This is a genomic window from Agrobacterium sp. T29, assembly GCF_006970545.1.
Taxonomy (GTDB): domain Bacteria; phylum Pseudomonadota; class Alphaproteobacteria; order Rhizobiales; family Rhizobiaceae; genus Agrobacterium; species Agrobacterium leguminum.
The window spans coordinates 1073758-1086844 of record NZ_CP040641.1 but is presented as its reverse complement, the minus strand read 5'-3'; the positions used below and the strand labels follow the sequence as shown (position 1 = coordinate 1086844).

The following is a 13087-nucleotide window of genomic DNA, read 5'->3' as shown; positions in this document are numbered from 1 at the left end:
CGCAAATAAAACGGCCCCATAAAGGGGCCGTTCGTTTTGCCTGTAAGGAAAGCTTAGTTGACCTGAGCCGGCGAAATCTGGGCTTCGATGGTCTTCGGCGCATCGGCGCTGTCGGACGAGATCGCAATGCGGCGCGGTTTCATGGCTTCCGGAATATTGCGGACGAGATCGATGTGGAGCAGGCCGTTCTTCAGGGAAGCGGTCTGGACCTCGACATGGTCGGCAAGCTGGAAGCGGCGTTCGAAAGCGCGCGTGGCGATACCGCGATAGAGAAACTCGCCTTCCGTGGATTTCTCATCCGCGGATTTCTCGGCTTTCACGGTCAGCGCATTGGCGCGGGATTCGATGCTGAGTTCGTTCTCATCGAAACCGGCAACGGCCATGGTGATGCGATAGGTGTTTTCGCCGGTCCGCTCGATATTGTAGGGCGGATAGGACTGGGCCTGCTCGGGCTGGCCGAGGCCGTCAAGCATCGAGAAAAGACGGTCGAAGCCGACGGTGGAACGATAGAGAGGGGAAAAATCAACGTGACGCATGGTGTCCTCCTTAAGAAGCGACTGTTTGCGGTTAAGCCCGGCGTCCCGTTCTGGCAACGGCCGGACATGTGGCGCGGTCCCGTTCTGGCGACCGCATGAATGAGATGGGAATGGCCTGCCGCTGCGTCAAGGGGGCGTGAAAAGGCGAAAGCAACATGAACCATGGCTGAACGTCAGGTTCCGGCATCGTTCAGTTTGAGAGCCATAAAACATCGGTCATCGGAGACATTCTCCGTGGACAGAAGCAATAACGTCCCTTCTTCTTCTGTCTTATTCGCCGGAACCGCGACTGCTTTAACCGACGGTTCCGGCAATTTTTTCTTTGACCTTCCCGCGCCGCCGACCTATCCCGAAAAGGCAGAAAAGCCGGAAAAGACCGATGATCGAAGCCACATTACGCGCCAGCGAAGACAACCCGGTTCCCGGCAACCATACCGTCGGATATTTTACCGGCGATCGCGGCAAACAGCTTCGCTATGCGATCTTTCGCGCCAGCCGCCAGGTGGCCCGCGGAACCGTGGTTCTGCTGCATGGCAGGAACGAATGTATCGAGAAATATTTCGAAACGGTCGGCGATCTTACCGCCATGGGTTTCTGGGTTGCGACCTTCGATACGCGCGGGCAGGGCGGTTCCGAAAGATTGCTGAAAAAACCGGGTGCCGGGCATGTGCGGCGGTTCTCCGACTATCAGCGTGATATCAGCCTTTTTCTCGAACAGGTGGTGTTGCCGGATACGCGGCTGCCATTCTTCATGATCGCGCATTCCACCGGCGCGCTTGCAGCGCTTGCCGCCGCACCCGGCCTGTCGAACCGGATCGACCGTCTGGCGCTTTGTTCGCCCTTCATCGAGCTGGACAGTCAGCAATCCGTCCCATCATCCGTCATTCGGGCGGTGGCGACGGCTCTAAGTCTGGTTGGCCTTGGGCGGGTGCAGCTCGGCAAGGATCAGCGCGAGCGGGATTTCGACGGTAATCCGCTCACCTCGGACCCCAGACGTTTTACAAGAAATCTCTCGCTGCACAGGCAGTTTCCGGAACTTTTCATCGGTGCGCCGACGGCGCGCTGGGTCTATGAGGCGCTGAAGACCATGGGGCGGGTGGTCCGTCAGGACCATCTGACGAATATCACCATTCCGACCCTCATTCTGGCGCCGATGCTGGATACCATCACGCCCTATAAGGCGCAGGAGGAACTCTCACGCAATTTCCGGGCAGCGCAGCTTCTTCCGATCACCGGTGCGCGCCACGAATTGCTGCACGAGCGTGATGTTTTCCGCAAACAGGCGCTGGCAGCCATCGACGCCTTTTTCGCGCCGGAGTGATGGCCGCTTAAGCGGGCTGCCTCAAAGTTTTGAGAGAATGGCGAGCGCCTGTTCGTGCACCGCCTTTGAGCCGGCTGCGAGAATGCGGCCGCCATTTTCCGGACGCCCGCCATCCCAGGTCGTCATGATGCCGCCGGCCTGTTCGATGACAGGGATCAACGCGCCGACATCATAAGGCTTCAGGCCGGATTCGATCACCAGATCGACGTGGCCCGCCGCAAGCAGGCAATAGGCGTAACAATCCACGCCGTAGCGGAAAAGGCGGACCTGATCCTGCACTTTTTCGTACAGGGTCTTCTCCTCCGCGGTGAAGATGTGGGGGCTCGTGGTGAACAGCACGGCGTCGGATAGCGAAGCACAGTCGCGCGTGCGGATTTTCCGCTCGCCATCCGGCCCGAAATACCAGGCCGCCTCGCCATCGGCGAAATAACGCTCTTTGGTGAAGGGCTGGTCCATGATGCCCATGGTGGCGCGGCCGGCCGACTGGAAGCCGATCAGCGTGCCCCAGACCGGCACCCCGGAAATGAAGGCGCGGGTGCCATCGATCGGGTCGATCACCCAGATATGCTCGCGGTCGAGACCGATATTGCCGTGTTCTTCGCCCAGAATGCCATGCTGTGGAAAACGGGCCTCGATCAGGGCGCGAATGGCTGTTTCTGCCGCCTGATCGCCTTCCGTCACCGGATCGTAGCCGCCATCCTCTTTGTTGGCGACGGCAATGCCCGTGCGGAAGCGGGGAAGCGTTTCAGCGCTGGCGGCATCGGCAAGTTTGAAGAAGAAATCCCGGTCGGGCAGCATGCGAACCTCATTGCCTGAATATTGGGTCTGAATTCTATGGGGCAATGCATAGACCGGAATCGCATCCGCCGTCCACTCATACGAATGAAGGCGCCGGTGTTTCCATATTTTCAGCATAAGCCTAAAAAATATGCATAAAATAAAATGATTGACAATTGTGCAATTACTGCGTAGCGTGATCCTACAGTCTTTGACTGTAAATACCCTCCTTGGGTGTTTCCTCCCTAGACTTGACCGCGCCAAGGCGCGGTTTTTTTTGTCCGGCGGGCCGCCAGACGATCCGGGATAAAAGATTGAAATAGCGGATAATTCGAGCTGCTATTCGGCAGCCAGCGACGTTTCTATCGCGTATTCGGAAACGAAGGCGCCGAGCTGACGCATGAAGATTTCAAGCGACGCCTGAATGGCGGGAAAATCGGCTTTTTTCAAAAGCGTCTTTTCGTCCACGTAAAGCGCCCGATTGACCTCGATCTGCAGCGCATGGAGAGAGCGGATGGGTCGGCCATAATGTTCGGTGATGAAGCCGCCGGCATAGGGCTTGTTGCAGACCGCGACGAAACCCAGTTCCTCAAGAAAATGCAGCGCGGCGCGGGAGACTTCTTGGGATGCGCTGGTGCCGTAGCGATCGCCGATGATCACATCCGGCCTGAGATTCGAGCCGGCAACGCGGATATTGCCAGGCATGGAATGGCAGTCGATCAGCACCGCCATTCCGAAATTGGCGTGGGTGCGAGACAGCAGGCGGCGCAGGCAGGCATGATAGGGCTTGTAGATCGTCTCGATCCGCGAAAGCGCCTCGTCGACCGGCAGGCGGTGGGCATAGATATCCATATTCTCGGCGACGATGCGCGGCACCGTTCCCAGACCGCCTGCGACCCGCATGGAGCCGATATTGGCATAAGGCGGAAGCGTGCCTTCGAACATGCGGGGATCGAGTTCGTAGGGCTCGCGATTGACGTCCAGATAGGCGCGCGGGAAATTCGCTTTGAGAAGCGGCGCGCCGATCTCCGGTGCTGCCGCAAACAGCTCGTCGACGAAGTGATCTTCGGAGCGGCGGATCTCGTGCGAATCGAGCCTTGCCGATTCCAGGAAGGAAATCGGGTAGCAGCGGCCGCTATGGGGGGAATTATAGACGAATGGCAGGGTTTGAACGGCAGGTTCCGTTACTTCGAACAGCTCATATTCACCCGTTATCCAGTCCATTCAGGGTCATTTACCATGTCGTAAAACTATCAGGATGTTCATGTTGCCAGTTACGGCGCGGCAAGTCCATACTATCGCCCAATCAGCGCTATACCGATTCACGCGTTCACAGGATATTTACCGTGAAAATCCTATAATCGGGCTAGGGTATTCCAAACATTGAGTAGTTACGGTCACTTATGATGAATCAGAAAATTCTTCTCGCTGAAGACGACAACGATATGCGCCGCTTCCTCGTCAAGGCGCTGGAAAAAGCCGGTTACAAGGTTTCTTCCTTCGACAATGGCGCCAGCGCCTATGACCGGCTTCGCGAAGAGCCCTTTTCGCTTCTGCTGACCGATATCGTCATGCCCGAAATGGACGGCATTGAGCTTGCGCGGCGCGCGACCGAACTCGATCCGGACCTGAAAGTCATGTTCATTACCGGCTTTGCAGCCGTTGCGCTGAATGCCGATTCGAAGGCCCCGAAGGACGCCAAGGTGCTTTCCAAGCCGTTCCATCTGCGCGATCTGGTGGATGAGGTCAACAAACTCCTTGTGGCGTAAGGCCTCTCAAAAAACCTTCACAAAACCGAAAAAAAGCAGTTGACGCATGAACCGGTTTTGTGGTCTATCCGCCGCCACGGAGGGCGTGTAGCTCAGCGGGAGAGCACTACGTTGACATCGTAGGGGTCACAGGTTCAATCCCTGTCACGCCCACCATCCGAATTCTTAAGTATCAAGGCCTTGCGAGAGATCGCAGGGCCTTTTTACATAGTGGCCCCCAGCGAGTGACACTTACATCTGCCTTACCGTCTTCGATGCCACGCGGTTCGGAGATAAGGTTCGTATCGCGCAGGTATTACCCCCGGGTTCCGATTTCTGCTCTGGGGTATTCAGGTCAGTCGTCGACAGTCCGGACATTGAAAGAGCATCGATGAGGTTACGGCGCTTTCCAATAAGGCGTTCGAACCGGCTGTGGTCATCAACACATGGGGTGGCTTATCGCGATCTGTAGCGATCACAGGTCCCATTTGGGCGGTTTTCTTTGTCTGCTGAGGTCAAGGCTTCCCATCAACTCACAATTTATTGTTGTTGCGCTTCGGAGCAATATCGCCTTGTTTGTAGACTCAAAATCTTCACGGGGAGAGAAAACGATGTCCATAAAAACAACAACTCGCGCCACTCTGCTGGTAGGATCGCTTCTGATTGGGGCGAGTTCTGCACTTGCAGAAACAGTTCTACACCGCGGCAATGCCGGGGAACCGCAGACGCTCGATCAGGCGCAGACCTCCATCAACATCGAAGCCTTTATCCTGAAAGACCTTTATGAAGGTCTCACCATTTACGATGCCGCCGGCAAGATCGTTCCCGGTACGGCGGAAAGCTGGACACTGTCTGAGGATGGCACCGTCTACACGTTCAAACTGCGTGCGGATGCGAAGTGGTCGGATGGCACGCCGGTAACGGCCGGAGATTTTGTGTTCTCCTACCAGCGCGTCGAAGATCCAAAGACTGCAGCAAAATATGCAAATATTCTTTACCCGATCAAGAACGCCGAAAAGATCAACAAGGGCGATGTTCCGGTTGACCAGCTTGGCGTCAAGGCGGTGGATGACAAGACCCTTGAGATCACACTCGAGCGCCCGACACCTTTCTTCCTTGAACTCCTTTCTCACCAGGCGGCTCTGCCAATCTCCAAGGCAAGCTACGAAAAGAATGGCACCGACTTCGTAAAGCCCGGCGTCATGGTCTCGAACGGCGCCTATAAACTCGAAGCGCATGTTCCCAATGACAGCTTGACGGTCGTCAAGAACACCAGTTTCTGGGATGCATCCAACACCAAGATCGACAAGGTCATCTTCTACCCGATCGACGATCAGGCCGCATCCGTTCGTCGTTTCGAAGCAAAGGAAATGGACCTCGCCTACAACTTTTCCGCGGATCAGATCGACCGTCTGCGCAAGGCCTACGGCGAACAGGTTCACGTTTCGCCGACGCTTGCCACCTATTACTACACCTTCGATACCCGCGAAGCGCCGTATAACGATGTCCGTGTCCGCCAGGCGCTCTCCATGGCAGTGGACCGTGATTTCCTCGCCAAGGAAATCTATAGCGGTTCTCAGATTCCGGCCTACTCCATGGTTCCTCCGGGCATGGATTCCTACAAAGAGCCGGCAAAGGCCGACTTTGCCACGCTGTCTCAGCTTGATCGCGAAGACGAAGCCCTCAAGCTCATGAAGGACGCTGGTTACGGTGAGGGCGGCAAGCCGCTTTCCATCGAAATCCGTTACAACACCAACCCGAACCATGAACGCGTCGCGACGGCTATCGCTGATATGTGGAAGAACACCTTCGGCGCGAAGGTGTCGCTGGTGAACCTCGACGTCGCCTCGCACTATGGTTACCTTCAGGAAGGCGGCAAATTCAACGTGGCGCGTGCCGGTTGGGTTGCCGACTATGCGGATGCCGAAAACTTCCTCGCGCTTTCGGTATCTTCCAACAAGACCTTCAACTATTCCAAGTTCAACAACGCCGAATATGACGCGCTGATGCAGAAGTCCTACGACGAGAAGGATCCTGCCGCTCGCTCCAAGCTCCTGCATGAGGCAGAAACCATCCTCATGAAGGAACAGCCGGTTGTTCCGCTTCTGACGCAGGCCGATCTCTGGCTGGTTTCCAACCGCGTCAAGGGTTGGGTCGACAACGCTGCCAACGCACACCTCAGCCGCTTCCTGAGCGTTTCCGAATAAGCAGCGTCGGCACGGTGGCTCACACCACCGTGCCATGCCGGAGCCCGAAAAAGCATGATCTCGTTTATCCTGCGCCGTTTGGCGAGTGCGGTGCCGACTTTGTTTATCGTCGTCACGATTTCGTTTTTCCTGATGCGTTTCGCACCGGGCGGTCCGTTCAATCTTGAACGTCCCCTGCCGCCGCAGACGATGGAAAACCTGATGAGAACCTATCATCTGGATGAACCATTATGGCGCCAGTATCTCATCTATCTCGGCAATGCCGTCACCGGCGATTTCGGTCCGAGCTACGTCTACAAGGACAATACCGTCGCGCAGTTGATCGGCAAGGGTCTGCCTTATTCGCTGGAACTTGGCAGCTATGCTCTTTTGCTGGCGCTGGTGGGCGGCGTTCTTGCCGGTACTCTGGCTGCGCTCAGGCAGAACAGTGCCTTCGATTTCTCGATCATGTCGATTTCGACGGTTGGCGTTACCGTGCCGAACTTCGTTGTCGCACCCGTTCTCACGCTTGTCTTTGCCGTCATACTCGGTCTTCTGCCCGCCGGCAGCTGGGGCGACGGATCGCTGCGATATCTCATCCTTCCGATGATCGCGCTCGCTTTACCGCAGCTTGCGGTCATCGCGCGCCTGACACGCGGTGCAATGATCGAGGCTTTGCGGATGGACCACATCCGCACCGCCAAGGCTTATGGCCTTCCAGCGCGCAGCGTGGTGGTATTCCACGCCATGCGTGCGGCGATGCTTCCGGTCGTTTCCTATCTGGCTCCCTGCGCCGCAGCACTGTTGACGGGTTCGGCAGTCATCGAGACGATCTTCACTATTCCGGGTGTCGGCCGCTACTTCGTTCTTGGTGCGATCAATCGTGACTATACGTTGGTGATGGGAACCGTCGTTCTCGTCGCCATTTTTGTCATCCTGTTCAATCTCGTGGTCGATATTCTCTACGGCCTGCTGGATCCGAGGGTCAGACATGACTGATATCCCCGGCAATATTGCCCCTCAACCATTGGTAAAAAGCCGAAGCCTGTTCCAGCTGGCAGCCCTGCGTTTCAAACGAAACAAAGCCGCCATGGCAGGTTCCGTCATGCTGCTGCTGATCACGCTTTTCTCGTTCATCGGTCCGCATTTCCTCACACATACCTACGATCAGGTGTTTTCGTCCTATGTCTCCGTCCCGCCGAGCCTTGAGCCGCGCCCGGATGTGAACAACCTTCAGGGCGTGATGGAGGGTGTTGCCAGCCGGGCGCGCGTGGAGTTGAAGGAATTCTCCGTCGAAGGGCAGACCTTCACGGCAACCGTCACCTCCAGCAGCCCGATTGACCCGCGCACCACACGCTATTTCGACCGCGCCAACGAATTCGAAAACACAAAGGTCATCGCCACCGAAGATGAGGGGCGAACACTGAAGCTGGAAGGCGACGTCAACCGCGAATACTTCCTCTTCGGCACGGATTCGAACGGTCGCGACATGCTGGCGCGCGTGATGCTGGGGGGGCAAATCTCAATCGCCGTCGGCGTTCTCGCCAGCCTCGTTTCGCTCGGAATCGGCGTGCTTTACGGCGCAACTGCGGGGTATATCGGTGGGCGTGTCGATAATGTCATGATGCGTTTCGTCGAAATCCTCTATTCGCTGCCTTTTGTCTTTCTGGTGGTCGTTCTGGTGGTGTTTTTCGGCCGCAGCTTCATCCTGATCTTTCTGGTCATCGGTGCGGTGGAATGGCTGGATATGGCGCGTATCGTCCGCGGTCAGACGCTTGCCCTGAAACGGCGGGAATTTGTGGGCGCCGCACAGGCTTTGGGTTTGAGCGACTGGCAGATCATCCGCCGTCACATCATCCCGAATACGATCGGGCCCGTCGTCGTGTTCGTCACGGTCGTCGTACCCAAAGTCATTCTTCTGGAAAGCTTCCTCTCCTTCCTCGGTCTTGGCGTGCAGGCGCCGCTTACGAGCTGGGGTGCGCTGATTTCCGAAGGCGCCAACAATATCCAATCGGCCCCGTGGCTCCTGATATTCCCGGCGATCTTCTTCGTACTCACCCTGTTTTCGCTGAATTTTGTGGGTGACGGGTTGCGTGATGCACTCGATCCCAAGGATCGTTGACATGAATACGACATCTGAAACCATCCTCACCGTCCGTAATCTCAAGGTCGATTTCACAACGCCGGACGGCACGGTGAAAGCCGTCAAGGGCATCGATATTGACGTCAAGCAGGGCGAAACGCTTGCCGTCGTCGGAGAATCCGGTTCCGGCAAAAGCCAGACCATGATGGGCATCATGGGGCTGCTAGCATCCAACGGCGTTATTGAAGGCTCGGCAAAATATCGCGGACGAGAGCTGATCGGTCTGCCGGTCGGCGAGCTGAACAATATCCGGGGTGCGAAAATCACCATGATTTTCCAGGAGCCGATGACCTCGCTCGATCCTCTCTACCGGATCGGCGCGCAAATCGCCGAACCGATCCTCCACCACAGGGGCGGCAGCAAAAAAGAAGCGCGCGCCCGCGTTCTCGAACTTCTGAAGCTCGTGGGAATTCCCGATCCGGAGCGGCGTATAGACAGCTATCCCCACGAACTTTCCGGTGGCCAGCGCCAGCGCGTCATGATCGCCATGGCTCTCGCGAATGAACCGGATATTCTGATTGCGGATGAGCCGACCACTGCGCTTGACGTGACGATCCAGGCGCAAATCCTCGACCTTCTGAAGTCGTTGCAACAACGCTTCGGCATGGCCATCGTCCTGATCACGCACGATCTTGGCGTGGTCCGCCATTTTGCCAATCGTGTGGCTGTCATGCGCCGTGGGGAGATTGTCGAGTCTGGTGCGACGGAAGATATCTTCGATCGCCCGCAGGCGGATTACACCAGGATGCTTCTCGATGCCGAACCCAGCGGGCACAAGCCGGCAATTAGTACAGAGGCGCCGGTCGTCCTCTCCGGCCAGGGCGTGACGATCGATTATACAATTCCTGGTGGCTTCTTGTCGAAGTCTCGCAGGTTCCGAGCCGTCGACGGCGTCAATGTCAACCTTCATCAGGGACAGACCATAGGCATCGTCGGTGAATCCGGGTCAGGCAAGTCCACGCTCGGTCGTGCGCTTCTGCGTCTAATTGTGGCAGATGGCCGTATTTTCTTCGGCGGGCGGGAAATTACCGGACTTGATCGGAAGGCAATGCGGCCATTGCGGCGGCGTCTGCAGCTCGTGTTCCAGGACCCCTATGGCTCGCTTTCGCCAAGACAGACGGTCGGAGAGATCATCACGGAAGGCCTGTTTGTGCATGAGCAACGGCTGAGCCGAGCGGAACGGGACAAGCGGGCAATAGAAGCACTGAAAGAAGTCGGTCTCGATCCCGCCGCTCGCAACCGTTACCCTCACGAGTTTTCGGGCGGACAACGTCAGCGTATCGCAATCGCCCGCGCGATCATCCTCAAACCGGATGTCGTCATTCTCGACGAACCGACATCCGCACTGGATCGATCCGTTCAGGGACAAGTTATCGATCTACTACGTGATTTGCAGAAGACGCATGGCCTTTCTTACATCTTCATCAGCCACGACCTTTCTGTCATCAAGGCGATTTCGGATTACGTCATCGTCATGAGAAACGGGAAGATTGTGGAGGAAGGAGAAACGGATGCCATATTCAACAGTCCGACGGCTGAATATACCGAAACACTCATCAAATCTGCTTTTTCAGTGGAAGCGGCACCATAGATTATAGCACGGCCGTGGCAGGCCTTCTCTGGCCCTGAACCACTTGAAAAAGAGCGGCAACGTCATGCGGCCAGGTTAGTTGCACCTATTTTCGACGGAATCCGTAACCCGCCGCTCGGGAATACTGCTCTGACTGCCTTTTCGCGAGCATGTCAGCGCTGCAGCGATCGACGCCCGCCGCATCGCCGCCTTCAGCGGCAAGCCGCAGTCCAGTCCTGCGGCAAGCACGCCGACGAAACAATCGCCGGCTGCCGTTGTGTCCTTTACGTCGACGGGCATGGCCGCGATACGAACATATTCGCCAAACGCGCAGGCTTCCGCCCCATCCCCGCCGAGTGTGCGCAGAACGCCGGTGCCAAGACGCACAGACAAGGCCTCTGCTGATGCATCGCAACCGAGCCAACCGGCTAAAGCCCCGGCTTCGTCTTCATTGACGACAATCAGATCGCACAAAGACAGAACTTCTTCCGACAAAGGAAATGCCGGTGCGAGGTTGAGGATCGAGATGGCCTTTGAGGCATGCGTGCGGCGGATGAGCTTTTCCACTTCGGCCACATCGTTTTCCATTTGCATGAGCACGACATTGGCCCGTTGCAACAAATCCTCCTCCACGCAATTCGAAGAAACCGCGAGGTTGGCGCCAGCCGCCACCACAATCATATTCCGACCCCTGGCGTCGATATGGATCGAGGCATTGCCGGTCGGTTCGCCAAGAGAGGCGACGCGGCTGATATCCGTTGCCGCCTTCAGGTTCTGCAAGCCGATCTCGGCCAGACCATCCTGCCCGACCGCGCCCACCATCACCACCTCGGCACCGTCCCGGGCCGCTGCAAGCGCCTGATTGGCGCCTTTGCCGCCGGCTTCCGTGCGGAAACGTTTGGCAAGCAGCGTCTGGCCCGGCTGCGGCATGTCCTCGACCTCATAAACGAAGTCGACATTGATTGAGCCGAAGGTGATGATCATGACGCGGTTTCCTTAAGCGATCTGAACGAAGTGGCCTTCGCCGGCTTCTTCATAGGTCCGCTTCGGCGGCACATAATCGGCAGCGCGGAACGGGCTTTTGATCTCGTCATTGGAGATACGGCGTGTCTGTCGGCGCGACGGATCGGCAATCGGGACCGCCGCCATCAGCCGCTTGGTATATTCATGCTGCGGGTTTTCGAAGACGGCCTGACGCGGGCCAATTTCGACGATCTCTCCGAGGTACATCACGGCGACGCGGTGGCTGATGCGCTCGACAACCGCCATATCATGGCTGATGAAGAGATAGCCGAGGCCGTATTTTTCCTGCAGGTCCAGCATCAGATTGATGACCTGCGCCTTGACCGAAACATCGAGCGCGGACACCGACTCGTCGGCAATCAGGAGCTTCGGTTCCAGCGCCAGGGCGCGGGCGATACAGACGCGTTGACGCTGGCCGCCGGAAAATTCGTGCGGGAAGCGGTCCGCCATCGAAGCGGAAAGGCCGACACGTTCCAGAAGGTCACCAACGCGCTGACGCGCTTGCGAAGCTGGCGCCAGACCATGGGTGATGATCGGCTCGGCGATCGCCTGGCCGACGCGGATGCGCGGATTGAGGCTTTCGAACGGGTCCTGGAAGATCATCTGCGCTTCGCGGCGGATATCGGCAAGGTCACTCTTGCCGGCCGTGAGTACATTCTTGCCGCTAATCTGCACTTCACCGGATACCGCATCGGTCAGCCGAATGATCGAGCGGCCGGTGGTAGATTTACCGCAACCGGATTCGCCGACCAGCGACAGGGTTTCCCCCTGACGCAGTTCCAGCGATACGCCTTCGACCGCGTGGATGCAGCCGACGGTTTTGCGCAGGAAGCCCTTCCGGATCGGAAAGCGCGTAATCAGGTTGTCGACCTTGAGGATCGGTGGGTGATTGCGCTTGACCGTATCCTCGGTCGGCTTGACCGGCTGGATTTCCCCGGTTGCCATGTCCACCTGCGGAAACCGCAACGGACGATCCTTGCCAGTCATCGAGCCAAGCTGCGGTACTGCCGACAACAGCGCGCGGGTATAGGGATGTTTGGCGCCGGCAAAGAGATCATGCGTCGTGCCGGTCTCAACCTGTTCGCCACGATACATCACCACCGTACGGTCGGATATTTCCGCAACAACGCCCATGTCGTGGGTGATGAAGAGAACGGACATGCCTTCCTCTTCCTGCAATGTCTTGATGAGTTCGAGGATCTGCGCCTGGATGGTCACATCGAGCGCCGTCGTCGGTTCGTCAGCGATCAGCAGCCTGGGATCACAGGCAAGCGCAATCGCGATAACGACACGCTGGCGCATGCCGCCCGAAAAATTCATCGGGTATTCGTTAAGCCGCGACTTTGCCGAAGGAATGCGAACCTTTTCCAGAAGCCGCACGGCTTCCGCCTGCGCTTCGGTTTCCGTCATACCGCGATGCTGGCGCAGGACCTCGGTGATCTGCGCACCGATCTTCAGCACCGGATTGAGCGAGGTCATCGGCTCCTGAAAGATCATGCCAATGCGATTGCCGCGGATTTTCTGCATGTCTTCAAGCGGGATCGACAGAAGATCCTTGCCCTCGAACTCGATCTTTCCGGCCACGCGCGAATTGCCCGGCGACAGAAGCCGCATGATCGACATCGCCGTGACGCTCTTGCCCGAACCGGATTCACCGACAACGGCGACGGTTTCCTTCGGCGCGATATCGAAGCTGACATCATGCACGACATTGCGCCACTCGCCACCGACGCGGAAGGCCGTGTTGAGATTGGAAATCGAAAGAATTGGATTGGTCATGATC

Annotated in this window: 11 protein-coding genes and 1 tRNA gene; 7 read left to right on the top strand and 5 right to left on the bottom strand. The window is 57.4% G+C overall.

Translation table 11 applies throughout. From position 1 onward, the window contains the following. Window positions 1–53: 53 nt before the first annotated feature. Window positions 54–536 carry a heat shock protein HspL gene (gene hspL / locus FGF54_RS20015; RefSeq protein ID WP_003519731.1) on the bottom strand — a complete coding sequence of 161 codons (483 nt, stop codon included), beginning with the start codon at window positions 534–536 and terminating at the stop codon, window positions 54–56. Window positions 537–915: 379 nt separating this feature from the next. On the opposite strand from hspL, the gene FGF54_RS20005 reads away from it, so the two are divergent. Then, window positions 916–1857, top strand: a complete 942-nt coding sequence (locus FGF54_RS20005) for an alpha/beta fold hydrolase (RefSeq protein ID WP_142780887.1) — start codon at window positions 916–918, stop codon at window positions 1855–1857. 21 nt (window positions 1858–1878) lie between these two features. Here the strand turns inward: FGF54_RS20005 and hisN are convergent, their stop codons facing one another. Both hisN and FGF54_RS19995 read right to left on the bottom strand, forming a co-directional pair. Further along, entirely contained in the window at window positions 1879–2655 is a 777-nt protein-coding gene (gene hisN / locus FGF54_RS20000) for a histidinol-phosphatase (RefSeq protein ID WP_142780886.1), read from the bottom strand. Between the two features lie 318 nt (window positions 2656–2973). Then, a complete protein-coding gene (locus tag FGF54_RS19995) occupies window positions 2974–3858 on the bottom strand; it encodes an N-formylglutamate amidohydrolase (RefSeq protein WP_003519728.1) in 885 nt (294 codons plus the stop codon). Between the two features lie 182 nt (window positions 3859–4040). Here FGF54_RS19995 and cpdR point away from each other — a divergent pair, with 182 nt between their 5' ends. The 6 genes from cpdR (at window position 4041) to FGF54_RS19960 (ending at window position 10302) form a co-directional block, all read left to right on the top strand. Beyond that, window positions 4041–4403 (top strand): cell cycle two-component system response regulator CpdR, encoded by a 363-nt coding sequence (gene cpdR, locus FGF54_RS19990; protein WP_003497910.1) that lies wholly within the window; start codon window positions 4041–4043, stop codon window positions 4401–4403. An 81-nt stretch (window positions 4404–4484) separates the two neighbouring features. Beyond that, window positions 4485–4559 (top strand) — tRNA-Val (locus FGF54_RS19985). Window positions 4560–4993: 434 nt separating this feature from the next. Beyond that, window positions 4994–6589 (top strand): peptide ABC transporter substrate-binding protein, encoded by a 1596-nt coding sequence (locus FGF54_RS19975; RefSeq protein ID WP_078052177.1) that lies wholly within the window; start codon window positions 4994–4996, stop codon window positions 6587–6589. A 54-nt stretch (window positions 6590–6643) separates the two neighbouring features. Further along, on the top strand, window positions 6644–7567 hold the full coding sequence (gene oppB / locus FGF54_RS19970) for an oligopeptide ABC transporter permease OppB (protein WP_003519726.1): 924 nt from the start codon (window positions 6644–6646) through the stop codon (window positions 7565–7567). Then, window positions 7560–8690 (top strand): ABC transporter permease, encoded by a 1131-nt coding sequence (locus tag FGF54_RS19965; RefSeq protein WP_142780885.1) that lies wholly within the window; start codon window positions 7560–7562, stop codon window positions 8688–8690. Before oppB ends, FGF54_RS19965 begins: the two co-directional genes overlap by 8 nt. 1 nt (window position 8691) lies before the next feature. Continuing rightward, window positions 8692–10302, top strand: coding sequence for an ABC transporter ATP-binding protein (locus tag FGF54_RS19960; RefSeq protein ID WP_168208196.1), 1611 nt, complete (start codon window positions 8692–8694; stop codon window positions 10300–10302). Window positions 10303–10377: 75 nt separating this feature from the next. Here the strand turns inward: FGF54_RS19960 and FGF54_RS19955 are convergent, their stop codons facing one another. After that, window positions 10378–11265, bottom strand: a complete 888-nt coding sequence (locus tag FGF54_RS19955) for a ribokinase (RefSeq protein ID WP_142780884.1) — start codon at window positions 11263–11265, stop codon at window positions 10378–10380. Between the two features lie 12 nt (window positions 11266–11277). Further along, the gene (locus FGF54_RS19950; RefSeq protein WP_142780883.1) at window positions 11278–13083 is read right to left on the bottom strand and encodes an ABC transporter ATP-binding protein; all 1806 of its coding nucleotides are present in this window, start codon (window positions 13081–13083) and stop codon (window positions 11278–11280) included. Window positions 13084–13087: the final 4 nt, after the last annotated feature.

What these genes read in the sequence shown, in the direction of transcription:
- hspL (WP_003519731.1), bottom strand. Translation starts at nt 536, where the DNA reads ATGCGTCACGTTGATTTTTCCCCTCTCTATCGTTCCACCGTCGGCTTC.
- FGF54_RS20005 (WP_142780887.1), top strand. Translation starts at nt 916, where the DNA reads ATGATCGAAGCCACATTACGCGCCAGCGAAGACAACCCGGTTCCCGGC.
- hisN (WP_142780886.1), bottom strand. Translation starts at nt 2,655, where the DNA reads ATGCTGCCCGACCGGGATTTCTTCTTCAAACTTGCCGATGCCGCCAGC.
- FGF54_RS19995 (WP_003519728.1), bottom strand. Translation starts at nt 3,858, where the DNA reads ATGGACTGGATAACGGGTGAATATGAGCTGTTCGAAGTAACGGAACCT.
- cpdR (WP_003497910.1), top strand. Translation starts at nt 4,041, where the DNA reads ATGAATCAGAAAATTCTTCTCGCTGAAGACGACAACGATATGCGCCGC.
- FGF54_RS19975 (WP_078052177.1), top strand. Translation starts at nt 4,994, where the DNA reads ATGTCCATAAAAACAACAACTCGCGCCACTCTGCTGGTAGGATCGCTT.
- oppB (WP_003519726.1), top strand. Translation starts at nt 6,644, where the DNA reads ATGATCTCGTTTATCCTGCGCCGTTTGGCGAGTGCGGTGCCGACTTTG.
- FGF54_RS19965 (WP_142780885.1), top strand. Translation starts at nt 7,560, where the DNA reads ATGACTGATATCCCCGGCAATATTGCCCCTCAACCATTGGTAAAAAGC.
- FGF54_RS19960 (WP_168208196.1), top strand. Translation starts at nt 8,692, where the DNA reads ATGAATACGACATCTGAAACCATCCTCACCGTCCGTAATCTCAAGGTC.
- FGF54_RS19955 (WP_142780884.1), bottom strand. Translation starts at nt 11,265, where the DNA reads ATGATCATCACCTTCGGCTCAATCAATGTCGACTTCGTTTATGAGGTC.
- FGF54_RS19950 (WP_142780883.1), bottom strand. Translation starts at nt 13,083, where the DNA reads ATGACCAATCCAATTCTTTCGATTTCCAATCTCAACACGGCCTTCCGC.